At 36.6% G+C, this 25814-nt stretch carries 32 protein-coding genes and 1 other annotated feature (1 of these 33 running past the window's edge); of the genes, 13 read left to right on the top strand and 19 right to left on the bottom strand.

The window, feature by feature from the left end:
* Positions 1–39 (bottom strand) — a binding site (T-box leader); it reaches 186 nt to the left of the window's first position.
* Between the two features lie 175 nt (positions 40–214).
* Both ACLIJJ_RS15810 and ACLIJJ_RS15805 read left to right on the top strand, forming a co-directional pair.
* Positions 215–382 carry a hypothetical protein gene (locus ACLIJJ_RS15810; protein WP_237942420.1) on the top strand — a complete coding sequence of 56 codons (168 nt, stop codon included), beginning with the start codon at positions 215–217 and terminating at the stop codon, positions 380–382.
* A 162-nt stretch (positions 383–544) separates the two neighbouring features.
* Positions 545–1651, top strand: coding sequence for a GGDEF domain-containing protein (locus ACLIJJ_RS15805; protein ID WP_233315508.1), 1107 nt, complete (start codon positions 545–547; stop codon positions 1649–1651).
* 45 nt (positions 1652–1696) lie between these two features.
* Here ACLIJJ_RS15805 and bglH read toward each other — a convergent pair whose 3' ends face one another.
* Positions 1697–3106: an aryl-phospho-beta-d-glucosidase gene (gene bglH, locus ACLIJJ_RS15800; protein WP_411411258.1), complete on the bottom strand. Its 1410-nt coding sequence runs from the start codon at positions 3104–3106 to the stop codon at positions 1697–1699.
* A 22-nt stretch (positions 3107–3128) separates the two neighbouring features.
* A complete protein-coding gene (locus tag ACLIJJ_RS15795; protein WP_411411257.1) occupies positions 3129–5054 on the bottom strand; it encodes a beta-glucoside-specific PTS transporter subunit IIABC in 1926 nt (641 codons plus the stop codon).
* Between the two features lie 189 nt (positions 5055–5243).
* Between ACLIJJ_RS15795 and ACLIJJ_RS15790 the strand changes: the two genes are divergently transcribed.
* Positions 5244–6065: an STAS domain-containing protein gene (locus tag ACLIJJ_RS15790; protein WP_233315511.1), complete on the top strand. Its 822-nt coding sequence runs from the start codon at positions 5244–5246 to the stop codon at positions 6063–6065.
* A gap of 146 nt (positions 6066–6211) precedes the next feature.
* Positions 6212–7048, top strand: a complete 837-nt coding sequence (locus ACLIJJ_RS15785; protein ID WP_233315512.1) for an STAS domain-containing protein — start codon at positions 6212–6214, stop codon at positions 7046–7048.
* Between the two features lie 39 nt (positions 7049–7087).
* Here ACLIJJ_RS15785 and ACLIJJ_RS15780 read toward each other — a convergent pair whose 3' ends face one another.
* A complete protein-coding gene (locus ACLIJJ_RS15780) occupies positions 7088–7219 on the bottom strand; it encodes a YuzL family protein (RefSeq protein WP_233315513.1) in 132 nt (43 codons plus the stop codon).
* A gap of 72 nt (positions 7220–7291) precedes the next feature.
* A complete protein-coding gene (locus ACLIJJ_RS15775; protein ID WP_233315514.1) occupies positions 7292–7783 on the bottom strand; it encodes an HIT family protein in 492 nt (163 codons plus the stop codon).
* Positions 7784–8057: 274 nt separating this feature from the next.
* Between ACLIJJ_RS15775 and ACLIJJ_RS15770 the strand changes: the two genes are divergently transcribed.
* Genes ACLIJJ_RS15770 through ACLIJJ_RS15760 form a run of 3 tightly spaced genes read left to right on the top strand, consistent with a single transcriptional unit; the run spans position 8058 to position 9096 of the window.
* Positions 8058–8432, top strand: a complete 375-nt coding sequence (locus ACLIJJ_RS15770; RefSeq protein WP_233315515.1) for a DUF2089 domain-containing protein — start codon at positions 8058–8060, stop codon at positions 8430–8432.
* Positions 8433–8822 (top strand): SHOCT-like domain-containing protein, encoded by a 390-nt coding sequence (locus tag ACLIJJ_RS15765; RefSeq protein ID WP_233315516.1) that lies wholly within the window; start codon positions 8433–8435, stop codon positions 8820–8822. It abuts the gene before it with no gap.
* Position 8823: 1 nt separating this feature from the next.
* Entirely contained in the window at positions 8824–9096 is a 273-nt protein-coding gene (locus ACLIJJ_RS15760) for a hypothetical protein (RefSeq protein ID WP_411411256.1), read from the top strand.
* 43 nt (positions 9097–9139) lie between these two features.
* Here the strand turns inward: ACLIJJ_RS15760 and ACLIJJ_RS15755 are convergent, their stop codons facing one another.
* Positions 9140–10318 (bottom strand): glycoside hydrolase family 88 protein, encoded by a 1179-nt coding sequence (locus ACLIJJ_RS15755; protein WP_411411255.1) that lies wholly within the window; start codon positions 10316–10318, stop codon positions 9140–9142.
* A gap of 48 nt (positions 10319–10366) precedes the next feature.
* Entirely contained in the window at positions 10367–11518 is a 1152-nt protein-coding gene (locus ACLIJJ_RS15750; protein WP_411411254.1) for a DUF2264 domain-containing protein, read from the bottom strand.
* 167 nt (positions 11519–11685) lie between these two features.
* On the opposite strand from ACLIJJ_RS15750, the gene ACLIJJ_RS15745 reads away from it, so the two are divergent.
* Entirely contained in the window at positions 11686–12558 is an 873-nt protein-coding gene (locus ACLIJJ_RS15745; RefSeq protein WP_411411253.1) for a helix-turn-helix domain-containing protein, read from the top strand.
* 25 nt (positions 12559–12583) lie between these two features.
* Here the strand turns inward: ACLIJJ_RS15745 and ACLIJJ_RS15740 are convergent, their stop codons facing one another.
* The 5 genes from ACLIJJ_RS15740 to ACLIJJ_RS15720 all read right to left on the bottom strand — a co-directional run bounded on the left by ACLIJJ_RS15740 (position 12584) and on the right by ACLIJJ_RS15720 (position 15348).
* A complete protein-coding gene (locus tag ACLIJJ_RS15740; RefSeq protein ID WP_237942405.1) occupies positions 12584–13009 on the bottom strand; it encodes a stage III sporulation protein AH in 426 nt (141 codons plus the stop codon).
* Between the two features lie 51 nt (positions 13010–13060).
* The gene (locus ACLIJJ_RS15735) at positions 13061–13561 is read right to left on the bottom strand and encodes an NUDIX hydrolase (protein ID WP_237942403.1); all 501 of its coding nucleotides are present in this window, start codon (positions 13559–13561) and stop codon (positions 13061–13063) included.
* A gap of 55 nt (positions 13562–13616) precedes the next feature.
* Entirely contained in the window at positions 13617–13751 is a 135-nt protein-coding gene (locus ACLIJJ_RS15730; protein WP_282581454.1) for a hypothetical protein, read from the bottom strand.
* A gap of 59 nt (positions 13752–13810) precedes the next feature.
* Positions 13811–14404: a hypothetical protein gene (locus ACLIJJ_RS15725; RefSeq protein ID WP_237942402.1), complete on the bottom strand. Its 594-nt coding sequence runs from the start codon at positions 14402–14404 to the stop codon at positions 13811–13813.
* A 107-nt stretch (positions 14405–14511) separates the two neighbouring features.
* Positions 14512–15348 carry an AraC family transcriptional regulator gene (locus ACLIJJ_RS15720; RefSeq protein ID WP_233315662.1) on the bottom strand — a complete coding sequence of 279 codons (837 nt, stop codon included), beginning with the start codon at positions 15346–15348 and terminating at the stop codon, positions 14512–14514.
* A gap of 157 nt (positions 15349–15505) precedes the next feature.
* Here ACLIJJ_RS15720 and ACLIJJ_RS15715 point away from each other — a divergent pair, with 157 nt between their 5' ends.
* Entirely contained in the window at positions 15506–17224 is a 1719-nt protein-coding gene (locus ACLIJJ_RS15715) for a glycoside hydrolase family 2 protein (protein ID WP_237942400.1), read from the top strand.
* Between the two features lie 75 nt (positions 17225–17299).
* Here the strand turns inward: ACLIJJ_RS15715 and ACLIJJ_RS15710 are convergent, their stop codons facing one another.
* Positions 17300–17758 (bottom strand): DUF2691 family protein, encoded by a 459-nt coding sequence (locus ACLIJJ_RS15710; RefSeq protein WP_237944089.1) that lies wholly within the window; start codon positions 17756–17758, stop codon positions 17300–17302.
* Between the two features lie 36 nt (positions 17759–17794).
* A complete protein-coding gene (locus ACLIJJ_RS15705; protein WP_233315525.1) occupies positions 17795–18208 on the bottom strand; it encodes an Lrp/AsnC family transcriptional regulator in 414 nt (137 codons plus the stop codon).
* Between the two features lie 127 nt (positions 18209–18335).
* On the opposite strand from ACLIJJ_RS15705, the gene ACLIJJ_RS15700 reads away from it, so the two are divergent.
* A complete protein-coding gene (locus tag ACLIJJ_RS15700; RefSeq protein ID WP_237944087.1) occupies positions 18336–19097 on the top strand; it encodes an MBL fold metallo-hydrolase in 762 nt (253 codons plus the stop codon).
* Between the two features lie 132 nt (positions 19098–19229).
* A complete protein-coding gene (locus tag ACLIJJ_RS15695; protein WP_237944085.1) occupies positions 19230–19598 on the top strand; it encodes an MmcQ/YjbR family DNA-binding protein in 369 nt (122 codons plus the stop codon).
* A gap of 286 nt (positions 19599–19884) precedes the next feature.
* Here the strand turns inward: ACLIJJ_RS15695 and ACLIJJ_RS15690 are convergent, their stop codons facing one another.
* The 5 genes from ACLIJJ_RS15690 to ACLIJJ_RS15670 all read right to left on the bottom strand — a co-directional run bounded on the left by ACLIJJ_RS15690 (position 19885) and on the right by ACLIJJ_RS15670 (position 22737).
* The gene (locus ACLIJJ_RS15690; protein WP_237944083.1) at positions 19885–20343 is read right to left on the bottom strand and encodes a hypothetical protein; all 459 of its coding nucleotides are present in this window, start codon (positions 20341–20343) and stop codon (positions 19885–19887) included.
* A 250-nt stretch (positions 20344–20593) separates the two neighbouring features.
* Positions 20594–20845 carry a hypothetical protein gene (locus tag ACLIJJ_RS15685; protein WP_237944081.1) on the bottom strand — a complete coding sequence of 84 codons (252 nt, stop codon included), beginning with the start codon at positions 20843–20845 and terminating at the stop codon, positions 20594–20596.
* 84 nt (positions 20846–20929) lie between these two features.
* A complete protein-coding gene (locus ACLIJJ_RS15680; protein ID WP_237944079.1) occupies positions 20930–21388 on the bottom strand; it encodes a YrvL family regulatory protein in 459 nt (152 codons plus the stop codon).
* 120 nt (positions 21389–21508) lie between these two features.
* Complete coding sequence (locus ACLIJJ_RS15675; protein WP_411411252.1) at positions 21509–22468, bottom strand: LacI family DNA-binding transcriptional regulator; 960 nt, start codon at positions 22466–22468, stop codon at positions 21509–21511.
* 122 nt (positions 22469–22590) lie between these two features.
* Complete coding sequence (locus ACLIJJ_RS15670; RefSeq protein WP_233315532.1) at positions 22591–22737, bottom strand: hypothetical protein; 147 nt, start codon at positions 22735–22737, stop codon at positions 22591–22593.
* A 170-nt stretch (positions 22738–22907) separates the two neighbouring features.
* On the opposite strand from ACLIJJ_RS15670, the gene ACLIJJ_RS15665 reads away from it, so the two are divergent.
* Together ACLIJJ_RS15665 and ACLIJJ_RS15660 are read left to right on the top strand one after the other, a co-directional pair.
* The gene (locus ACLIJJ_RS15665; RefSeq protein ID WP_237944073.1) at positions 22908–23258 is read left to right on the top strand and encodes an avidin-fold protein; all 351 of its coding nucleotides are present in this window, start codon (positions 22908–22910) and stop codon (positions 23256–23258) included.
* 210 nt (positions 23259–23468) lie between these two features.
* Positions 23469–25103, top strand: a complete 1635-nt coding sequence (locus ACLIJJ_RS15660; RefSeq protein ID WP_411411251.1) for an alkaline phosphatase — start codon at positions 23469–23471, stop codon at positions 25101–25103.
* A 68-nt stretch (positions 25104–25171) separates the two neighbouring features.
* Here the strand turns inward: ACLIJJ_RS15660 and ACLIJJ_RS15655 are convergent, their stop codons facing one another.
* Entirely contained in the window at positions 25172–25774 is a 603-nt protein-coding gene (locus ACLIJJ_RS15655) for a hypothetical protein (RefSeq protein WP_233315535.1), read from the bottom strand.
* Between the last annotated feature and the right edge of the window lie 40 nt (positions 25775–25814).

Raw genomic sequence — 25814 nt, 5'->3', positions numbered from 1 at the left:
CTCTCCACAACTGACTACTCTCTTCATCTTCGATTTTCTTAATATTATGGTTATTATATCCAATTATTAAGAAATAGCAACCATTTTTTTCATCTAATCGAAAAATTCTTTACATAATTTGTATCACTATCTCACTTCTTTTGTCGAAGCTCTTCCATCATTCTTACAGTTATTGCATAATAATTATTAGGTCTACAAATGAAAGGATAGTTGGATGATTCAAATTGAACTGATTTGCCATGAACTGAAACGATTAATGGACGATTACTATAAATGTGAAGATCCTGCAATCAAGCAACAAATACATCATGATATTAAGCTTTTAAGCGAAGGGCTGTTCCTAAGTGACCTCCCTGAAGTTTTATTAAAGACTATTAAATGAGTCAGCCCGATGGATAATTCCACCGGGATTTTTTCTTGCTCAGCATAAAGGTAAGCTTCCTCGTATTGATATGTAAGCACCATTAAAACTACCAAAAAGTTTGGTGAAAAGTACTAGTTACAAAACGGCTCTTGTTATGGTAAATTAGCTGTGGTGATAATTATGATATTAAAAGAACTGTTCGCAAATTTTGCCATTTTGACATCACTTATTTTTTTATATACACAACTTTTGAAAACACCATTAAATCGTAATTCTAATATGAACTATAAAATTTTTGCTGGGATAGTTGCCGGTATCTCGTCTGATATATTAATGTTTTACAGTATCCATATTGGCGATTCCATCTTTGATTTGAGACATATCCCTATTATTTTGGTGGGTTTCTATGGCGGTTTTATTCCCGTAACCATATCTTTGTTGTTCTTTATTGTCGGAAGGCTGTTAATAGGAATAAGTGTGACATCTTTAATAGCAATAGGGTATATCACGATTGTGTCATTATTTGCAGTCCTGTTTTCTCCTAAATCAAAAGGCAGCTTGCAGGTGAAAATTGCAATTCTTTTAACTACTAACAATATTATCTTGTCAGTTACGGCTGTTTTTCTAGTTGAAAGCACAGCAGCACTGTATGTCCTCCTTCCTATTTATTGGATCGCCTCTTATGCTGCCGGCATCCTTGCCTTTTATATGCTGGAGCTATTAAGAAAAAAGACAATACTATTTGAGAAGTATAAATTAGAGTCAACAACTGATGGACTGACTGGCTTAAATAACGTTAGGAAATTTGATGAGGTTTTTAATTCACTCGCTGAAAGTGTTGGGCAAAAAGGAGAAAAGCTTTCTTTTTTGTATATCGATATTGATTTCTTCAAGCATATTAACGACAATTACGGACATGGCGATGGAGATATCGTATTAAAAGCATTAGGAAATCTCCTCCATAATACAACCCGCTCTTTCGACATCGTGAGCAGAAATGGCGGAGAAGAATTTTCGGTTATTTTATTAGATTGTTCGCTCGAAAGGGCTTACGAAATTGGTGAACGCATCAGGAAAATCGTCGAAAATACACCATTTATTATTAGCTCGAATGAGACCATAAACATTACAGTGTCAATCGGTGCAGCAAGCTTCCCTGAAACAACGGATAATATTTGCTCCCTTATAGAAGAAGCGGATAAAGCCTTGTATCAAGCAAAAAGAACTGGAAGAAACAAGGTCTGCATCAATCAGGATGTTAATACTGTTCCTGTTTTAACAGTGTAAACAATCAGGACCCTATCTCTATTCTAGGGTCCTAATCTTTATGCGTTACAAAACTTCTCCATTCGATTCAAGCACTTGTTTATACCAATAAAAGCTCTTTTTTCTTAGTCGCTCATTCGAGCCTTTTCCTTCACTGTCTTTATCTACATAAATAAAGCCATATCGCTTCTTCAGCTCTGCTGTAGAGGCACTGACTAAATCAATTGGACCCCAGGAGGTATAACCCATTATTTCTACACCATCACCAATTGCATTTTTCATTTCATAAATATGCTTCCGTAGGTAGTCAATTCGATAATCATCTTGAATGGTACCGTCTTCCTCCAGCTTGTCCACTGCACCAAGTCCGTTCTCAACAATGAATAATGGCTTTTGATAGCGGTCATACAGCTGGTTGCAGACTGTTCTTAATCCGACCGGATCAATTTGCCAGCCCCATTCAGATGATTCTAAATAAGGGTTTTTTACGCCTTCAAATAAATTGCCAGATGCCCTGCCTGCTTGATGTTCGGGGTCTGTGCTAGCTACAAATGACATATAATAGCTGAATCCGATATAATCAACCGTATAATCTTGTAAAAGCTCCAAATCCCCTGTATCCATTTCAATGTTAATACCATTATCAGCAAAATAATTCGTCATATAAGTTGGATAGTATCCTCGAGACTGAACATCTGAAAAGAACAATGTCTTTCTGTCTTGAGTTAAAGCAGCAAACATATCTTCTGGTTTTGAACTGTATGGATAAGTTATCATTGAAGCAATCATACAGCCAATCTGCGATTCCGGAATTTCCTCATGACCTGCTTTCACAGCCAGGGCACTTGCTACAAACTGATGGTGTGCCGCTTGGTAAATGTCTTGTTCATTTTTAACGCCATCCTTAAACAATAGACCGCCTCCAGTAAATGGAGCATGCAGCAGTACATTGATTTCGTTAAAAGTCATCCAATATTTAACCTTATTGCGGTACCGCTTGAAAATAGTTTTCGCAAATTTTTCATAATAGCTTACAACTTGCCGGTTTTTCCAGCCGCCATATTTTTCAACAAGGTTAAGCGGCATCTCATAGTGGGAAATCGTTACAACTGGTTCTATATTATGTCTTCGCAATTCATCAATCATGTCATCATAGAATTGAAGTCCGTTTTCGTTAGGCTGCTGGTCATCTCCATTAGGAAAAATCCGCGACCATGCAATGGAAAAACGAAATGCTTTAAAGCCCATTTCCGCAAACAAAGCAATATCCTCTTTATACTTATGATAAAAATCAATACCTTCATGATATAAATTAAATTTTTCCATCGAGAAATCAGGTGGACTCATGATTCCATTAGGAGAAACATCTGCTGTCGATAAACCTTTGCCATCCTCCTGATAAGCACCCTCCAACTGATTTGCAGCAACAGCACCGCCCCACAAAAAACCGTCTGGAAATTGCACAGACCTGCTCATTTTCATCACCTCTGTTCATTATTTAAGCTTTTATTTTTGTTTCTATTAATTGTTCTCCAACTTTTGTTTGCTTTTGTTCGGTTGGTGTTATTTGTTCAAAATCTCCTTTGTTTGTCACAATCACAGGTGTAGAAACAACATAGCCTGCTTTTTTGATTTCCGTTAAGTCGAAATCAATTAACAGCTGACCTTTTTTTACTCTCGTTCCATGGCTGACATGTGCGGTAAAAAACTTGCCATTTAATTCAACCGTATCCATCCCAACATGGATTAAGATTTCTGAACCATTGTCAGAAGTGATTCCAATTGCATGGTTTGTAGGAAAAAGCGCTGTGACAGTACCATCTACTGGAGAATATACTTTACCTTCAGAAGGTTCAATTGCAACCCCTTGACCTAACGCTCCTGATGCAAATGCTTCATCTTTAAGCAAAGATAATGATAAGACTTCGCCGTTTATCGGACTATATATAACCTCATCAGCGAGCTTAACTGCTGGCGGTTCCTCTTTATTTGCCTGGTTGTTAGCCGTCGTATCTGCTGTTTCTGTTTTAGAATTGCCAAACAAATACGTTAAAATGAATGCTAAGATAAAGCCGACAATAATGGCAATAACAGCACCCCAGAAGGCAAAAGTTATGCCAGCTTTTGGATCAATATAAGTAGGAATTCCGAAGATTCCCAACCCTCCGACCATATATATTTGCGACTTGGCAAAGCCAAGAATTCCTCCGCCGACAGCCGCTGCAATACAGCTGATAATAAATGGTTTTTTTAATGGCAACGTTATTCCGTAAATGGCAGGCTCTGTAACCCCGAATATGCCGGAAATGAATGCAGGAATGCTTAATGTTTTATATTTTTGCTGTTTTGTTCTTAACCATACACCAAGCACAGCACCAATTTGTGCAAAAGATGCAGCAAACATCGTGCCGAGTATCGGATCTGCTCCGTGCACAGTCAGGTTGTTAATCGCAATCGGCACAAGCCCCCAATGCAGGCCGAAAATAACAAAAACCTGCCATAATCCGCCGACGAAAATACCGGCAATAATTGGACTGAGATTATATAGCCAAAGTGTAGCTTGTCCAATTAATACGCCTGCCCAAGTGGCAATCGGTCCAATCACTAAAAACGTTATCGGCACTGCGATTAGAAGTGTAAAGAATGGAACTAAGAAGGTTTTAACAACATCTGGAATAATTTTTTTAAAAAACTTCTCCAGCTTCACTCCAAAATAAGCAGCTAGGATGATCGGTATTACAGAAGAAGCATAGCTCATTAATATAACAGGCACCCCTAAAAACGTAATAAATACTGGTGACTGAAACACAGTGCCTGAAAATAATGTAGTAATCGGTGTACCTGTCGTTAAAGTTGTTAAGGTCGGATAAACAAGGGAAGCACCTATTACCATCCCAATAAAAGTTGTGCCACCAAACTTTTTGCTGGCTGTATATCCTAGGAATATCGGGAAGAAATAAAATAAGGAATCACCGAGTGCATTTAATATTTGATAAGTTCCAGATGTTGCCTCAAGCCAGCCTAATGCTAAAAATAACGCATTAAACCCCTTGATCATCCCGGTTGCTGCCAAAACACCTAATACAGGTGTAAAGATGCTGGAAATAATATCAATGAATTGATTAAATATCCCTTGCTTTTCTCCGCCTCCGTTATCTTCAGACGACGATTGTGTATTAAGCCCGCCAACCTCCACTACCGCCTTATATACGTCTGGAACGTGATTTCCGATGACCACCTGATACTGGCCACCGCTTTTCATAACAGTTACTACGCCTTCCATATTTTTAATTATATCGGTCTGAGCCTTGCTTTCATCTTTTAACTTGAAGCGCAAGCGAGTAATACAATGAACAACGCTGTTGACATTTTCTTTACCTCCAACATTTGCAATAATATCCTTTGCCAACTGTTCATATTTCATTAATTCCACCTACTTTCCTTTATTGGGTAACTCATATATTTATTGTGTTGCAAAGATAGGAAGCTTATCCTTCCCCTAAAATATTTTGGTAATGAAACAATAATTGCTCTCCAAGCAGTATTTTATATATAATGATTTATAGATAAAGGGGTACATATTAATTAACAAAGCCAAGAGGAGTAGTTAAAAATGAATCCAATTAATAATATTAAAGATGAAGTAAAGATATTTATTAATGAAAATGGGGATAAGTTTGAAAGCAAATTGCTTACGGAAGCAGTTAATGTCTCAACAAAAATTACTGATATCTTAAATAAGGGAAACATCGATTTATTAAAAAACGCCAAAAAAATGACATTTTTCGTTATGGACGAAAAAGAGGAAGAATTGGTTTCTTTTGCTAAAGTCGAAGGAATTGCTTGGGCAAAGCACTCATTAACTTTAGAGTTAAAACTGGAGTGGGTGCAGGCAATTAGAAGAACAATATGGCATTTTATCTATATTATTGATGAACAGCAGAATATAATATCAGACCGCAATAATTTTTATATCTTAGAAAAAAGCATAAATGAAAAAATGGATAAATTCTTAAACAGCTTCTTTCTTAATTACTCAAACTTTAAAGATGAAATGCTATATAGACAAAGAGAAATGGTAGAACATTTGTCTGTTCCAATCATTCCAGTTAAGCAATCTGTTTCAGTATTACCTCTTATTGGAGCAATTGATTCGTATCGAATTAGAGTGATTGAAGAAAAGGTATTAAATGATATTGCAGATTCAAGAATTCAAACACTCATCATTGACCTTTCCGGGATTGCGAGAATGGAAATGGATGTGATTGATTACTTTGAAAAGATTTTAGCTGGAATCTCCATGATGGGCTGTAAGGCAATCCTTACAGGACTTAGACCTGAACTTGTCAAAAAAATGGTTCATGCAGGCATCCGCTTCGAAAAAGATGCGGAAACACGAGGTACACTGCAAGATACATTAAAAACCTATTTGTAAAATTATTTTACCATCCCCCATTAAGGGGGATTTTGTTTTACAATGCAGTAAAAATACATGATCACCACCCAATACTTTAGACGGATGAACTCAGATAGTGTAAAATTCTATGGACAACCTATAATTGCACCAACAGGAGGATTGAAATGTATTCAAATAATGAACTTTATCATTTTTTTGTAAAAAAAACATGGCAAATAACAGAAGACTGGTATGAAAGTCTAGATAAATCCAATAGCAGCGGAGTTTATGCTTCTAATGATCCAGAAATCATTAAAGGCGTGAAGCAACAAAACTATGAGTTCCACGAGAACTTTGCAGAAGTATTTCGTAAGGAAGAAGGAAAATTTTCAGCTGATTTTGAACAGTGGATACTAAAGGTAGCGCAGGATCAGGAACATTCGCAAACCCCGATTCATTTTATCATCCGCGAATTTCACAGAACGCAAAAGCAGTACCTTGATTTAATGACAGAATTTATCGAGGAACATAAAGATAATCTTGCCGTAAGCGAAATACATACAATATATCAGGTTGTTACAGAAACAATGGCTAATGTGATTGAATGGTTTACAAAAGAGTATAATCGCAACTCCGAAAAAAGACTGCATGCTCAGCAGGAGTTAATTCTTGAACTCAGCACACCTGTTATTGCCTTAAATAACCAAACAGCATTATTGCCATTAGTTGGGGAGATTGACACAGCACGTGCGAAAATCCTACTTGAGAAAACGTTAGAGCAATGCAACCGTTTAGGAGTAAACAGATTGCTTCTTGACCTTTCCGGTGTAGTCATTATTGATACAATGGTTGCACATCAAATCTTTCAACTAATCGAAGCATTATCATTAATCGGCGTTAAAACCGACCTTTCTGGCATTCGTCCTGAAGTTGCTCAAACCGCTATTCAGCTCGGTTTAAAATTCGATAATATCTCAGTCAATTCCTCTCTCGCAAATGCCATCAAGTTGGCGAATATCTAAAAAACAGACGGAGTCCGTCTGTTTTTTCTTCATCCAATATTAAGATTGTTTTTGCTTCTTTCGCGAAGAATCAGACTTTCTGTTCCCCGTTTCTTTCATTGTAGTACCTTGTCCTTGAACATTTGTAGAACCTAAACCAATTGTTGATGGATCAGCTTTTCTGTTAGACACTGTATTCACCTCCAACTATATTGTTCCGCAAATCGTGTATGTTATGAGATTTGTTTCGTAATGTACTAATTCCTAAACATCATTATTTAGCTTTTTCCTGAGAGAATTAATTGCAGCCATTACCTCATCTATATTTTCTTTATTATTCATTTCGTTTCTAGCATAAAGTAAGATTGGTCTTACTGATTCAATGGAACGTCCAAAGCCCGCCATCCAATCATACCTTGGGACCATCCAAGTATGAAAATGATGTGCTGTGTCTTCATTATAAAAATAATAAACATACTCTATTCCCAAAACTTTCCTTTGAGCATGCCTAATCTTTGACAAGGTCTTTATATAATCTAACTGCTCTTGGTCCGTTAGTTCATCGAAGCATTTTATATGCCGCTTAGAAGCTAATATCATTAACCCTTTAATTGGATAAGCAACATCTTGATGTGCGTGAAAATGTTCAGTTTCATATACTGCACCACCATCTGGTTCAATTATTCCGCTTGTTAAGGCACAGCTTAAACATTCAACTTCAACAGTGGTTCCGTTAGATAAGGTTATATTCTTCATTAGAATCCCCCTATTATAATAACCTTCTATTTCACCGGATAAAGATAATTTCTAGATTCCTTCCTATAACCCCTTCTCCTTTCACTAAATTTACCAATTCAAATAAAACAACCCAAGTTAAAATTAAAATCCACACACTAAAATAAAATTATTTAATATTTAAATTGAATATATTAAACTAATTAAGTTATTTTTTTTGTTTATTTAATTTTATTGTTTATTTTATTTAATTATTAATGTATGATTGCATTATAAATAAAAAAAGGAGGGAATTATGGCTTATCCTCTTATTTCAGAGTGCCCTGTTTGTGCAAAGCAATTAAAAATTACCCGGCTACAGTGTACTCATTGTCATACCACTATCGAAAATGAATTCGAACTTTCTAATTTTGCAAATCTTAACAAAGAACAGCTCAGCTTTATCGAGACTTTCTTAAAATGCCGCGGAAATATAAAAGAGGTTGAAAAAGACCTTGGTATTTCTTATCCAACTGTCCGCGGGAAATTAGATGATATTATCTCTTCTCTTGGTTATTCTACCACTAAGAAAGCAGATAAAATTGATCGTAAAAAAGTAATCTTAATGCTGGAAAAAGGCGAAATAACTGCTGAAGAAGCAATTGAATTATTAAATGGGGAGGAATCCTAAATGAGCGAAGAAATTTCAAGAGTTTTAACAATGGTTGAAGAAGGTAAGCTGAGTAAAGACAAAGCTGCTGAATTAATTGATGCCCTGCAAGGAAAAGACAACAAGGTCAATCTACAAAAACATACCTCAGCCTCCTATTTAAACAAAATGCTAAAGATCCGTGTTACTTCGGAAAACGGGGATAATGTCAACGTTAATCTGCCAATTAAACTTATAAAAGCTGTCTTAAATGTAGGCTCTAGTATTGCGGAGAGAATTCCCCAATCCGAAAAATATGTGAAGGATATTGACATTGCACTGTTAATAGATGCAATTGATAATGAATTGGACGGACAAATTGTAGATGTTACAGCAGCAAATGGTGACAAAGTATTGGTTACAGTTGAGTAACATGATGAAGGTAAAAGTTAAAGTAAATGGGAAACGCTTTATTATTCCAGTTCCATATGCTATTTTACATCTTGTCATTAGAATTCTAACTTCAAAGAGAATTCTCGTGCTTGTGAATGGTGCAATCGAAAAATCCGGAAAAACAAAATTTCAAATCCCTTATATTAGCAGGTATGACTTAAAGCCTTTGCTAAGAGAGCTTTCCAACCAAAGCGGTTTACTGCTGGTTGAAACAAGCCTTAAAGATGGAACAGAAGTTTCTATAAGGTTATAAAGCACAATTCCTTTATCATGGGATTGTGCTTTTTTTCTTTTTTTTACCAGTACATCTTCCAGCTCATGACTGTGCGTATTAATGCTTCTAAATAATAGTAATCTCCCCAGATACAGCACTCGTCTACCCCATTATTGTCAGGCTTAGAGTAGACTGCATGCAACAAAATACCATTGGAGTGAGCTTTTTTAGTAGTATAGCTTTCAGCTAGTGACTTAATCATTTTTATGGCTGCATTTTCATAGACTTCCTTATATTGATGGGAAACTGGCAAGTGCTTGCTTAATTCGAGTAGTCCACAAGCCATGATGGCTGCAGCAGAACTGTCACGTTCCTCCTTTCCTTCTGTAAAGACTAAGTCCCAATAGCAAATATTATCATCAGGAAGACGATTTAAAAAATAGTTTGCCAGTTTTTCAGCAATATCAAGAAACTCTCTATCCCCTGTATGTACGTAGCTTAATGCAAAACCGTATACTCCCCATGCCTGGCCACGGGCCCAGCACGATTGATCGGTATATCCTTGCGCAGTCTTTCCATAAAGCGGTTCACCATTCTCTGTATCCATATAAAAGGTATGGTATGTTGATGCGTCTTCTCTCACAATATACTTGGCTGCTTGTTTAGCATGATTTACGGCAATATTATAATACTTCTGATTACCTGTTTCTCTGGAAGCAAAATATAATAACGGCAAATTCATGTTACAATCTATAATCATCCTTCCAAGCTGTTCTGGGTCAGATAAATCGCCCCATGCTTGAATAATGTTCGCCTTTTGATGATACCGAGTAATCAGCTTATCAGCTGCTTTTATCGCTATTTCTTTTGCGGTTTCATCTTTCAGCACTTGGTAGCCCGCCACACAGGATAAAGAGTATAAAAAACCAATATCATGTGTTTCTAACTGAATATTCTTCGTTAAGCGTTCACTAAAGCTTTCAAGCTGGGTTTTTATTACATCAAGATATTTATCATTCCCTGTATATTCGTAAGCTAAATAAAGCATTCCAATCCAAAAGCTAGCAGTCCAATCATTATTATCTTCAGGAATATACATTAAATTTGTTGATGCAGCCGGTGGTACCTTCTCCGTGAATGGGTCTAGATTTTCATCGATTTTTTGCAAAACATACTGAATTTCCTCTTCAAGCCATTTTGAATCTAAAACAGCTTTGGCTTTAAATTTATCATGCTTCATTTCTTCGTGAATCGTACTCATCTCTACTTTCCCCTTTCAGATATGGACTTCATCAGATTCGTTCTAGTATTATAAACAATGATCAATTGGAAAGTTATTCCCTGACCAAGCTCTTTTTGCCGTCCATTCCATTGAAGAATTACTCCAAAATGGATCTGATTCGGCCAAACCTAATGGCAAGAAAACGGCCGCACACAAATAAACACTGCCTGTAGAAATATATCCTTCCCCAATCCCTGGTTGATGGCCGCAAAAACCAATAGTCAGCCACCCTGACTCAGTAAATGTGCCCGGAGCTTCCAGTGTCCGTTTTATAACTTGAGTCAGTGCACTTCTAACTTGTTCTGGAGCAAGTGTCTTAGGTAAATCCTTGCGAAGTGCATGGTGAGCTAAAGTTTGAAAAACACCAAAACGGTAAGCAATAGATCTTCCCACTGGCGGAAATGTTCCCTCCGGCGAAATCATGCGCTCTTGAATAACTGCATATCTTTTTGATCTTTCCATAAAGGTTTCCTTTTTTTCCAGCCAATCTGTGTACTCTTTACCAACAGTTTCTAATAAATCTACAAGCATAGGATGGATAACAAAGCTATTATAATAATCATAATGAAACTCAGGCCCATCACTGTATACACCATCTCCCAAATACCATTGATCAAATTGCTTTACAGCAAAATCAATACGCATCGGATCCCAATCCTTTTCTCCCACTTTATATAAAAAGGCTTCAATTAATGCAGAAAATAAAAGCCAGTTAGAAAAGATTGGTTTTTTTGTTCGGGTAGCTTTCATTGCAAGTATCACATTGTTTTTAACCCTACCACTTAGTTTTTTCCATAGTTCATCAGGAGCTCTAAGAAAAGCATGCGCTAAAAAAGCAGTATCAACAATCGGCTGAAAATCTGTTGAAAAATTCATATAATCAGGAGAGTGCGGATCTGTGCCTGCATCAATAGCTATGCGTGCCAGCTCACCATATTCCATACGAAGTGCTTCTTCCTCCTTATTTTCACTTTTCCTTTCCAGCCATGGAGCCATCCCAACGAGCAGTCGGGACAGCGCTTCCAAATGAGTGAATTGTTGACGATTTGTGCCTTCCTTCATCTCGACTGGCATTACTTTTTTTAATGATTTATTTTTTAAGTTTTGAAGCACCGGACTTGCAATTTTCAGCATGGATTGCAGCCAATACTCTCGATCGTTATCATTTGAGACGCTCACATTTTCCTCCTCCGATTTCCTTTCTTTTTATCACCAAATTCTTTACTAAATTATAACTTACGTATTATTCTAAAAGTGTTTGTTAAATAACCAAAAATGTCGCTCTATTGTTCTTGAACCTTAAATAATAAGTTTTTCAATGTTTGAATACTATATGGAGGAATTATATGAAGAATTTATTTGAACAAATAGATCTTAAACCATTTAACTGGGTTTATCGCAGGGTTTCTGAGCAGAATTTCCAAGGATATTATCACAGGCATCAAGGTTGCGAACTTTTATTTGTATATCGTGGACAAGGGCGCGTAATAGTTAACCAACAGACTTATGAGTTAAAAAAAGGAATGCTTTTCTTTTTCCAGCCATTTCAATTACATAAGGTATATGTAGAAGTATCCCCCCAATCTCCTTATGAGAGAAGTATTCTTCACTTTGATACAATGTCATTCGGAGAGAAAAACCTAAATTTTTTCCCAGGACTGAGTGCCTTGTTAAAAAAATTACAGTTTGGAGTAAATGAACTTCAAGCTTTTGATTTAGAAAATGATTATAACTATATATATGAGCTGTATGAACAATTTAATAAATCACTGCAAACAAACAACTGGGAAGAAGACAGCCAGCTTTTTTTAATGCAATTGCTCTCATGTATCCGTATAAACAGCACCGATGCTAATCCTGATTCAACCTCAAACAATAAATTACGGCCATTATTCTACTCTGAAAAGATAATGAATTGGATAGAAGCACATTATAAGGAGCCCTTTGACTTAGAACATTTATCAAATGAGCTTCATTTATCAAAATCATATATATCAAGAAGTTTCAAGCGTGAAACGGGAAGTAGTTTAACAGAGTATCTTACCATTCGGAGAATAAAAGAAGCTTGTCAATTGCTAGAAATGACAAATAAATCTATTGAATTAATTGGTGAAAGCTTAGGCTTCAAAAGTGTATCTTATTTTATCCAGTTATTCAAAAAACTCGTTGGAACGACTCCTCACCAGTATAGACTCTCCCACAGAAGGTCGCATAACTAAAAAAATTAAATACAGAGCTGGCAAATCACCGCTCTGTATTTAATAGAAATTCTCCCCACAAGGTCTCTTCCACTATAAAGTAGCCCTCGTGTGAACATCCAGCTAATATACATTTATCATTCTGATAAAACATTAAGTCTTCCGGCAATTTTGGATGGAGCCAGCTAAAAAGGGAATTGCTGTTTTCCTTCAGGAAATCCCTTGTGGCATTATTTAATTGAAAATAAGAAACATATGCGGTGGCCTCAGGAAGTTTCGTTGTTTCCCATTCTCGTTGAATTTTCCTTTCCAGCAAGTGTTCCTTTATATAAACAATCCTGGCATCAATTGCAGCATGGCTCTCTTCCTCCATCTCATTCTCAACGAAGGCAAACTTATTACAATGTCTGGTAAGCAAATCCATTAAATGGTTATACCGTTTCCCTTTTACATTTTCTGTTATTATCAGCATGTTTATTTCTCCTCAGTTACACTGCTTTTTTACGTTAGAAATCGAACAATCCTACTCTGGAAGCTTCTCTAGCCAATGTTTATTCCACTGAAAATAAAGCTCATCCCTTTTTTGTAAAAATATGTCTTTTGGATAAGGTAATGCAAGTTCCGGCATCCTATCTGGTCTAAAGTATTGAAGCTCTGCCGTTTCTTGATCATGAGGATTCAGATTGCCGCTGGTAATTTCGCACTGAAACATAAAAACGTTATATTCGACTTGATGGCCATTTGGATATTGATAACGAAATTCTTTTCCGCCAAACACTCCTACTAACTTTCTCGGCAAAACAATTAATCCGGTCTCTTCCCATACTTCACGAACCATTGCTTCGGCAGGTGCTTCTCCTGGCTCTATTGCACCAGCAGGAAGACTCCACTTTTCCCCATTCCCCTTGTTTTGTAATAAGATTTCTCCAGAATCATTCCTGATAATGGCAGCAACACTTGGCATTAATATTAGCTCGTTACCAATTTTCGAACGTATATTTTTATAGTATTCTGACATCCCCATTCACAAGCCACCATCTCTCGTAAAGTTATCTTCTAAAGTCAGCTATTACAATAACTCAATATTTATCTTGTTGTTTGTATAGTTGATGATATGGTCCTTTAATTCTGTCAGCTTTACCCACTTGATTGATATCAGGACTCTCTGACAGCTCAAGCATGAATCCATCTATTATCTTACATGAGCATGCCATAACATGTCGCCACCTTAAGTTATTTATCCATACATAGTTTTTTTGAAATACAAGAAAATCTAATCTTCCCAATAAAAGATAGCGTCCATAATTACATAATCGTTAGAATTACTATATATAGTTGGGATTTTTGCTTGAAAGGATAAAGGCTGGTGTATTTTTTCTGTTTCTAACCGTTCATATTCAAATTCTTTTAGCGCATACTCCAATTTTCTCACAATAGTCTCGTATTTCTCACTAATATTTAACAGATGTGGACCACCAAATAAACAACCGTATGCACCGCCAATTATTTCGTTCGTATCTGTCCGCATTGTCTTATATCTAGTATCTTCCCCCATAATTGCTACAGGTGCTAAACGACAAATATCAATAATAATTCCTTCTGTCTGTAACTCTTTAATGTTGTTAATTTCCTTAACGACAGTAACATCCTCTTTTTGATAACAAAAAAATTCAATAAAGGAGGCATAGCCACTGCCAAAATGATTCCATTCTGCTTCACAAACGATATTAGGTATTCGATTTATTCGATGAAATAACCTTCGGATATGTGCCTCAATTTCTTCCTCATTTTTTGTACAATAAGGAAAGCTATCGCCAACAATCTTTCCTTGAATTAAATCTTGCAACTGTTTGTTAGAAAAATTCATAAAGAATCCCTCCCCCTTATTACCTTTTATATAAATCAAACTTCCACCTATTTAAACTAAATTATATACGTGCCATTTCTTAAAGAGGTTCCATGCCTTTTAAAAGCTCACTCTATCTTTTTATGAATCTTCCGATATGAACTTGGTGATAGGTCATTTAATTGTTTAAACATCTTACTAAAATGATATTCTTCAAAATAACCGCATAATCTTGCAATCTCTTTAATTTGATAGTCTGTATATATTAAATAACTGCACGCTCGCTCGTTACGGATATAACTAAGATACTCTTTTGGTCCCATTCCTGTGTACTTAAGGAAGAGCTTGCGAAGATAGGTTGCTGAAATGCTGTATTGCTTCGCTAACTGTTCGACTTTAATGTTATCCTGGTATCCGTTTTCCATATATTTTTTTATCTTATTAAAGGCGCTTAATGTACTTGATTCATTTATGCTCCAATCGGGCTGCTCCATGTTGTGGAGCTTATGAAGCATTACTTTTAGTTTACCTTGGGAAACTGCAGCACCATGTGCAACTCCAGGCACCCATTCTTGATGAATTTCCTCAAAGAGCATGCCTAATTCCTCTGCCTGTTTGCAATTGTACTGATTTAAAAAAGGCAGACTCAGTTTCGCAACTCTCTTAACGTCCTTCCAAACTACATCGTAGTTAAGCTCCGCACAATCAAACAGCACCATTGTCATGCGTAGCGGCGCATGTATTTCTGAACGCATCGACATCTGCAGACCAGGTCTTAAGTAAACCATCATTCCTTTCTTCACCTTATGTTCAGTATTAGTATAAAAACTCCCTTCTCCTTCATGAATCCAATATAAACTATGAACATTCACCAGATTGCGGACATCCTTCCAACCAGGATATGTAACTTTGTCGAGCGTAAAATGAATATGCAAGACGAACTGATTCAAATCATATTTTGGCATTTTCAAGTTTCTATCTCCCCTTATAATTAAGCTCGATTTTTACAAGTAGACGCCGTCTTTTTTCCATTCAGAACGAGAATTTATCATGATACTATTCATATTATCAATCCCTCACCAAGATGGCTATGCAAGTATTAAAAATTAAGGAGGAATAGCTTTGCTAAGAACCTTTCAAGAACATCATATCCGTAAGACAAGTCTTTTAGATGGACCATGGGACTTTGTGTTAGATCCTGAAAATGTCGGTCTTAAAGAAAAATGGTTTGATCGTTTTCCACAGCCTGTTAAGTCCATTTATGTTCCCTCTTGCTGGAATAACGGGTTGCATATGTACGACTATGAAGGTGTTGCATGGTTTAGAAGAACAATAAGAATAGAGGATACTAACCATGTCCGATTAGTTTTTCATGCTGTGCTCGGTGCTGCCGATGTCTATCTAGACGGCCAACATCTCGGTTATCACTTTGGTGGATATACACCGTTTGAATTCATTATCCCATCCCTTTCAGCAGGAGAGCATGAACTTATTGTTCGAACAGATAGTACTCTTGATGACCTTACCATTCCGACAAGACTTGTGGACTGGTTTCACTATGGTGGTATCATTCGATCTGTGGAGATGCAATTTTTACCAGACTTATACATTGAGAAACTTAAGATTGACTATGAATTAGAAGGAGCCGATGCCGCCGTCATTTTCCAAGTACGAATTAGCTCACTCGCTCAAACCGATATGATTACAGCATTATCACTTTATGAAGATGGCCAAAGCTTATATTCTGACCATGTAGCTGTTTGTGCAAATCAAACTGTAGACCATACAATAAAGCTGAATTGGAACGAAGTGCGGTTATGGAATGTTGGCAAGCCAGAGTTGTATACGATTCAAGCATGCCTTGAACAGGATGATAAAGTGGAACGCATTGGATTCCGAAAAATCGAAACGAAGGATCACCAGATTCTTATTAATGACTCGCCTATTTTTCTTAAAGGCGTCAATCGCCACGAAGAACATCCTGAATGGGGATTTGCTTTTCCTCCTAAGCTGATGTATAAAGATCTTCAAATCATTCAAGAAATGGGGTGCAATACTGTACGCGGATCTCATTATCCTCAAAGTTCGTATTGGCTTGATTTACTTGACGAAAACGGCATCCTGTTCTGGAGCGAAATTCCCATTTGGGGTGCTCTCTTGCCAGACGAAACCGTCAGTAATCCGTTGTTCCAGGAGCGTGCACAGACGATGATGGCTGAAATGATTACTATGCATTATCACCATCCTTCCATTATCTTTTGGTCGATTCATAATGAGATTGATACACGTACAAACAGTGCTTACAAAATGACAGAGCAACTGATACAAAAGACGAAACAACTCGACAACTCGAGACTGATTACATACGCTACCATGCATCCTCTAGAGGATATTCTTCTCCCGCTTTTTGATGTGATTGGCATTAATAAATACTTTGGCTGGTATGAAGGCAATGTAGGCGGCTTTAAAGAAATGCTGCAGCAGTTCCATAAGCGTGCAGAAGACATGGGAGCTGGTGATATACCGGTCATTATGACCGAGTTCGGAGGAGCAGGTATCTATGGTGATACTGGTTGGGAGCCGAGGCTGTTCAGTGAGGATTATCAAGCGAAAATCCTCACTGAAGCACTGACAATCTTTCGCAATGATCCTAAGATTAGCGGAACATATATATGGCAGTTTGCAGATACGCGAGCAGATTTGCAAAGCAATGGTGCCCATTTCCGAGATAGAGCTCGGAGCTTTAACAACAAAGGAATCGTTAATGAATATCGCAAGCCAAAATTATCGTTCCGAGAAGTGAAACGCATCTACCATTCTTGGTCATCTGGCAAACTTTGAATATATCAAAAAAACCACAAGTTACTATTGTGGTTTTTTCTTTCGTTATAGAAAATAGAAAGCTGAAAAGCTAGATCACCAAACAGATAACCTTATTCTTTCATCATTTTCCTCTGTAATATATTCAATTCCCCCATAGCCCTGTGATATTGCATGCTTATAAAGATGTTCAAGTGCGCGGCTATCCTTCACATAAATTGCAACAAAACTGCCATCCACTAATAACAGCACTACTTGACAATCACTCTTTAGAAAATCGTCATATGTATGAATCTCTTTTATTACCTTTCCTTTTGGAAAAGCTTTTAAATCAGCAAATATGCAATAATATAGATTGTCTTCTAACCTTTCAGAAAACCACAACCCGTCCATCACATTAGCTGGCAGCAGCGGCTCCTTTAGCTCTCCGTTTTCCACAAGATAGGCTTCTCCATCCATACGCCAATTATAGGAAGAAATATCAATTGTTCTTAATATTCCCCCTAGATAATTCCCATGTGAATTTGGAATTTCGAAACTGACTCCTCGCTTCATCCTTTTCTCCTGTCTAACTCGATTTATTTAAATAGTTCACGCCTTCTTAATGACAAGGGATAATTTATAATTAGCATGCTTGTTAAGGCTGACTAAAAACTCGTCTAACTGTTCGTTAGAGGAGAACTTACATTCAAGTATGTAACAGCTGTCTCCACTAATCTTATAATTATTTAATATAAATTTCTCTTGCGTCCTAACAAAGGATAAATATGGTTCGTGGTGGGTGCTTTTGGTGAAAATATTGAGAAAGGCGTGAATATAATAGCCTAATTTTACTTCATTGACTTTAATGGTATATCCTTCGATTATTCCATTATCCTCTAGCCTGCCAACCCTTGTCGAAGCTGCTTGCCCTGTTAAATGAACCTTTTGGCCAAGCTCCTTCATTGTAATACGGCTGTTCGCGGACAGCTCATTTAAAATAAGCAGATCTGTATTGTCTAACAAACAAATCCAACTCCTTTCATTAATCAAGCAAAACAGCTAAAAGACTTGATTTAAGCTGTGTAAGTGGTTGATGCTCATAGTATAAACTATATACATACTTTAAATAAACAATAAAGGAGTATCCACAATGAATATCCAACAAATTCGCAACGCTACAATTATCGTTCATTACGCAGGTAAAAAGTTTTTAATTGACCCATTCCTTGCTGAAAAGGGCATATATCCCCCTTTTCCAAATTCCTTACGACAAGATCAAAAAAATCCGTTAGTAAGCCTGCCAATCTCACTTGAAGACATTGTAAAAGATGTTGATGCTGTCATTGTGACACATTTACATTTGGACCATTGGGATGAGGCAGCCAAAAACGTCCTTCCGAAGGATTTAAAAATGTATGTCCAAAGTGCAGAGGATGCTGAAGAAGTTAAAAAAGCAGGTTTTCAAAATCTCGAAATATTAGCTGAAACCACTACATTTGAAGAGATTCAGCTAATTAAAACACAAGGCGAGCACGGCAGAGGCGACATACTTAAAATGGTTGGTTCTGTATGCGGTGTTGTCTTTAAGCACGAAAGCGAAAAAACACTATATATTGCAGGTGATACCGTCTGGTATGAAGGAGTCGAGTCAGAAATCAATACACATAAGCCTGAAGTTATTGTTGTTAATGCTGGCAATAATCAATTTTTGCAAGGCGGATCGCTAGTGATGGATGAAAAGGATGTTTATGAAGTTTACAAAACAGCCCCGCAAGCTACAATCATTGCCGTTCATATGGAAGCAGTTAATCACTGGACTTTATCGAGAGAGGAATTAAAATCCTTTGTAACAGAAAAAGGATTTTCAGCTAATGTATTAGTCCCTGATGATGGTGAGTCTTATACATTATAAATGTTATGAAGATCTCGGAGTCTATGAAGCAGCCCGGGATCTTTCTCGTTACTTGTCATTTATTGTCGATAAGGAAAGATTGTCCTTCCTCCACCTTTCTCTGATAATAGAGAAAAAGGGAGGCAGTTTTTTATGGAAGATACTTTGAAGCAATATTGTAAAAGTTTGTTAGGTGCAACAGATGATTTTCAAGGAGAATGGAATGCATATCGTTTCCATGTAGGCGGGAAAATATTTGCCATGCTAAGCACCAATGAAAAAGGACAAAAATACATAACTTTAAAATGTAATCCAGCCGAATCAGAAGAATTACAAGAAACATATAAAGATGTTATCATTCCAGGATATTATATGAACAAAACGCACTGGATTACTGTTTACTATGAGTCAGATTTATCGGTTGAATTTCTTCATTATCTAATAGGAAATTCTCATCAGTTAATTTTCAGGAATTTAACAAAGAAACTGCAGAATGAGCTACGAAATGATAGTATTATTTGAAATACATTAGTGCTTTAGCTTTCCTTTGGCCTAGGATTGCTACTTGTATGCAAAAATAGTCGTTAAGTTTTTAAATCAACGAAGAAATTGCACATCTTTTCGTCCTTGTTGTGTCCATTTTCTGCAACAGCTGCAGCTTATTTTTGCAGTAGCCTTTTCTAATCTGCCGATGTTTTGTTTATTTTCCTATGCCCAATTGTTAAGTTCCCATTATTCCATCAGACTTTTTGTCTAGCAGTCTATCTAATAAACGCATCACCTTTATCCTTTCCCCTAAAGCAATCCCTTAAATTCCGCTATGATATATGTAAACTTCGCCGTCTAACAATTTCTCAGCCATTGTAATCATTCTTTCAAGCTGCATGATTACTAGATTACGGTTGAGGATTAACCTTTCGTACTCCCCTTCTTCCTTGTCGCTCCAGACAAAGCTGCCTGTAAGCTTCATTACCTTAGGTGCATTTTCAAATAAATCTCTCCATGCAGAAAAAACATTTCTGAGTGTGATAGCTGATTGGTTATCAAAAAGCGTTAAGCCATGATAGTTGATACCATATCCCGCTGGCATATTCCGAATGCCTGGATTTTTTGTTGGTATCCACTTTAAAGAATCCATGATATATAAAATTAAATCATCATGAAGGACTACACAGTCAAGGTATGTCCTTTCTTCATGTGTATACTGCCAATATTCTTGGATATTCGCAGTTTTCGATATTAAATAAAATTCATGTTCTAATGCCATTTATTTCTCCAATCTTCCTTTCCTATCTTTCTGTAAATGTGCCATCTCTATAACCATAAATGATTTTTTAGAAATGCTTTTGCATCTGTTCCTGTTAATTTGTCTATTTTGAGTAATGTTTCTTCTAATTCATTTACGTTCATCTAAGGAAGGCATCCAAGAATTATCATTCCTATAGAACAAACCCCTCCTTCATTCTGAAGGGCGTTCCCTAATTCTTTATACTATTATGAAGAGACAGGAAGATTTTTTATTCTTCTTCCTCATAAGGTTTATGTTGAATATCAATCGTTTTCGTGCTGAAATCAATTTTGTGCTGGAGGTTGTAAACACTGTATTGAAAGGCTATTGATGATTGATCTAATGAGAAGATCGCAATTAAGTCATTCTCTCCGTCAATAATGCTGTATTTATTCTTAAAGTCGATTTCAGCGAATAATGAATATTTTTCATGAAAGATAAGGTTCCACTTATAGGCAAGCTTTACTTGTTTAATAGACATAGTAACCTCCAATATTTATATGCTTCCATTTAATTCTATTTATTATGAAGAAAAATGGCAAATAATAGCTAGCTATGTATTATATTATTTGTCTTCCTGTTTACTCTCTAGTTTTGCATCCATTATATAATCGACTAATGCTAAAACAATGGAAACTATTACTCTTGTGACGGCTTCCATTTCAATAGTGTGCATCATATTATCTAAAGTTGAAATAATAGTCAAACTTACAAGAAACGATAAGAATAGAAATCCAGCATTAATTTGCTTGTCAGACCATTTATTTGCCTTTCGCATAAAAATCCGCATGATATTTGTCAACAATTCACCTACTGCTCCGAATACTATATAGCCAGCAATAAACCAAGATAAGGCTGCAAAGGAGTCATAGTGTACACCTAGCAGCTTAAACAACCCGATAATTCCAAAGAAATATCCTGCCGTAATTACTCCAAATGAAGCCAAGAATAGTAACACTATTGCAGTGATGATGAATATTTTTGTACGAGGGCTTTCTTCTTTAAATGGTTTATCAGCACTCACTGTTACCACCTCCATTTTGCTTGAATGGTTAGTTTACGGTTACTTACACAGAAAGGTTTCATGGTTAAAACAAGCTTTACATTAATTTAAAAAACTTTAGGATGCAATCACCCTAAAGTTTTAAACGGTTCCTCTTTCTATTAATTTAACTGAAATTTCTTTACTAGATACATCTTCGCCCATTGCTTGGAGAAATAGATTGTTTCCTAACTCAACAAGCGGTATATCAATAGTGGTAATATTCATCATCTTTGCAATAGGCTCATTATTGAATCCGATAATCGCAAGCTGTTTCGGAATGGATAGTTGCTCCTTCTGACATGCTATCATTATACCTGCAGCCACTTGATCACTAGTGACTAACAGTGCAGTTGGTCGTGTATCAAGTCTCTTCATCTTTTCTATTACCTTTTCCCCATCTTCGAAATACAGGCAATCATCCATAATGTAGTCAGCATTAAACGGCAGCTCATATTTTTTTAAAAAGTCCATATAAGCCTGTTCTCGCAAGAAGCTGTTTGCACCAGTTTTCCTACCGACACAATAACCTATTTCTTTATGACCCTTTTGATACAAATACTCTAACGCTTGGAAGAAAACTTTATAATGATCAATAAAAGTTGAAGGGAGGCTTTCTTTCTTCATTTTTTCACAAAGGACAATTGTTCCATATTGGATATGCTCTTGAATCAGGGATAAATCGGATTTTCTTGAACAGATAATTAATGAATCAATCTGCTTTTGCTTAAGCATTTGTAACGCTTCCATTTCTTTTTCTTCCGCATAATCTGTTTGAAACAACACAAGCTTATAATCATATTCTAACGCCTTTTGAGCAATCCCCTTAAGCAGCAACGCAAAATATGGCGTATCGGTAAATGGCAGCACGACACCCATCAGCTGTGTTTTTCCCCTGCTCAAATGCACAGCATTAATATTTCTGTTGTAGTTCGTGGATTCAATTGAAGCTAAAACAGCTAGTTTTTTTTCTTCACTTACATATGGATGATTGTTCAAGACACGAGATACTGTCGAAACGGAAACTCCCGACATTTTTGCCAAATCTCTAATATTGGTCATATCCTCACCTTTTTCAGCCTGAATAGTCTGCACTTATTGAAAACATTTTAATGTATGAAACGGGTACCAGGTCAATCCACTAAAAAAAGGACCACTACTGGTCCTCTCTATAAAAAGTTCACTTATCTTTTTCTGGATTTTGGTTGTGAATCAATAAAATAGTCATCAAATGTTTCAATCGGTGTGATGTCTGTTGATTCTCCTGCTGTTTTTATACAAGCATATGTGCCGCAAAGTATTATAAAGCAAAGTAAGATGAGTGACAGCATAAGTTCTCCTCACTTTCTTCTTATTTGCTTTTATCGTAAATTATGAAACGCTTCCCAGGTCAAATAATTTTTTATATGCAAGACAGCCTTGACTTGAAATGCGTTCCATACTTTACCTTTATGAAAGAAGTTATTTTGCAATAAAAATCAAGAAAAGGAAGGGATTTCGTATGGAGAACTTAAACGGCAAAGTTTTTTTATTATCAGCTCAGGATAGCAGCCTGTATTATTTAAATGACTCTATTTTTCACTATACGCAAGATAAGGATATCGTGACAGCTACCTTTTACAGCAAAAGCATTTGTTACGGAGAGCTTGTAGGATTAGTAAACAAAACTGGCATTCTCCATGTAATATTCAACTTTTTCTGTAAAGATTCAACCTTTCACAGCGGTACTTGTGATTTTGTTGAAAGCAGGGTCGCTGATTGTTTTATTTTATGTGGCAAGCTTACTATTGCTTGTGAGAATCAAAACACTAAAGAAATTAAATTGCAGGAAATAAGAATTAACACAAAATGAAAACGCTTTTAAATCAAGTAAGTAAATATTCCTATTTTTCCTGTTATTATCAATAATTTACATTTCCTTTACAATCTATTAACTTAACTGCTTTATACTCATAAGCAATTGATTATATTCTTTTTAGGGGTGATTACATAGTTTAATAGATTAACCGTTCTATACCATCCAAAAAAACTTAGTTCATAGTATGAAAGGGGAAACTTTAACATGAAAATAAACAAAAAAGTCATGGGAATTACTCTAGCAAGCTCGTTAGCACTTGGGACGCTTGCCTACACATCAGCAAACGAAAAGGTAGAAGCAAAAAAAGAAGCAGAGCAAGCAAAAAATGTCATTGTGCTTGTAAAGGATGGAGTAAGCTCTACTACTACTACCCTATCTAGATGGTATAAGGGTGAACCTCTTGCAATGGACGAAATTCTGTCTGGAGGTGTCCGCACGTATTCTGCTGAATCGGCTGTCACAGACTCTGCACCAGCTGGAACGGCCATGGCAACTGGCAATAAGTCCAATGACAAGTTTGTTGGGGTTCTGCCTGAAAAGGTTGCGTCACCTGGTGTAGATTCTTCCCTTGCCGATAATCCGTATAAACCGGTGGCGAACGTATTGGAAGGAGCTAAGCTTGAAGGGAAATCTACTGGAATTATCTCGACATCCGAAATCCAGCATGCCACACCAGCTGCATTCTCATCACATGCAACACACCGGACTGATTATGACAGTATTGCTGAACAGCAGGTTTACCAAAACATGGATGTAGTTTTAGGTGGCGGTAAAACGTCTCTTGAAGCAAAAAACCGCAAGGACGGCGAAAATTTAGTTGATGTCATTGAGGACAATGGCTACGATATAGTCGAGACACGTGACGAGCTCTTAAATTCTAAATCAAAAAAATTGTGGGGAACATTCGCGCCAGCAGCTTTAGCTTATGATATGGACCGCCCGCAAACAAATCCTGAAGAGCCAACTCTTGCTGAAATGACGAAAAAAGGTATTTCCGCGCTTTCTAAAGACAAAGATGGATTCTTCCTGTTTGTGGAAGGAAGCAAGCCGGACTGGGCAGCTCATGCTAATGATCCAATTGGGATGATCAGTGATACACTTGCTTTTGACGAAGCGGTAAAAGAAGCAGTGGCTTTTGCGAAGAGAGATAAAAACACGTTAGTTATTGCCGTATCTGATCATGGCAACAGCGGTATTTCTATCGGAAACCAAAACACAAACTCTACTTACCCTTCTACTCCAGTCTCAAGCTATATTGACCCATTAAAAAAGGCTGAAATGACTTTAGAAGGTGCATTAAAGCAGCTTAATAAAGATAAATCAAATGTGCTGGAAGTTGCGGCATTGTACGGGATTGACAATCCAACTGCAGAAGAAACAAAAGCATTAAATTCATCTGCAGACTTAAGCAAAACGCTTGTTCAGCTGCTTGCAAACAGAGCTAATCTTGGCTTTACAACAGGCGGCCATACAGGTGAGGATCTATTCATGTATTCTTACGGCCCAGGCAAACCGACTGGTTTAATTGAAAACACAGATGTCGCTAAGTCTGCCGCAAAAGCTTTAGGATTCAATTTAGGTGAGCTGGACAAAGAAGTTTTCGTTGAAGCAGAAGCTGCTTTCAAAAAAATTGGCGCAAAAGTCAGCATCGACTCATCTGACAAAAACAACCCTGTTCTTATTGTCACAAAAGGCAAAACAACTGCAGAAATTCCAGTAAATAAGAATATTGTCACAATCAAAGGCAAAGATAAAGAACTTAAAACAGTTACAGTTCAAACTAATGGCAAATTCTATGTTTCAAAAGAAGCGGTGAATATCGTTAAAAAAGGTAAATAAGCTTATATGTTAAAAGGCTCTCATATTTCGAGAGCCTTTTAACTTGTCGTCCGAGTCAACGTTTTTTCTTATAATCTATTAAAGTAAACGATGGATTTAAGTGCGTCCATTGCATCTAGGAATTCATCTGTAAACAAATCTTCATGTATATTAAAAGTCTTTAGGGATATCGCTTTTCCTTGATCTACTTTCAACAAATGGTACTTATCCAAGCCTTCCGTTACAGCTATCGCTAATGGTTTTTCCCATTCATTATTTCCATACAGCACTATATAATCGTCCCCGGCAAGTTTCTGTATTTCATAGACAGAGTCCCATGCTTTGAAATACAGACCATCTGTTTTAAATAATTTTGCGTCATAAACATAATAATCCTGTCTTATATGAAATGTATCATGAAGAATGATATTTTCATCTTTTTTCAAGATTTTCTCAACCAGCTCTTTTTGATCCATTATATAATGAAACTGTTCTGTTTTGGTGTTGTTCATTTGAACTAAATCAACATATGCCTCAACAAAACTGCCACAAGTCATGGGAGTTGTGTTACTATCACTAATATTTGCGTATATAGGATACTTTCCTGCTACGATTTGCACTTTCGCTTTTTTCCTATTGTTTGTAAGAAAAGTTCCTTCTTCTATTATAAGGATACCTAATTCCATCTTCATTGTGATTATTCCTTTACATTTTATAGACTGCTATTGTACT

The sequence above is a fragment of the Niallia laureatilytica genome, assembly GCF_046613985.1.
GTDB lineage: Bacteria > Bacillota > Bacilli > Bacillales > Cytobacillaceae > Niallia.
Note: the sequence above shows the minus strand (reverse complement) of the source record. Positions and strands in the feature narration are given on the sequence as shown.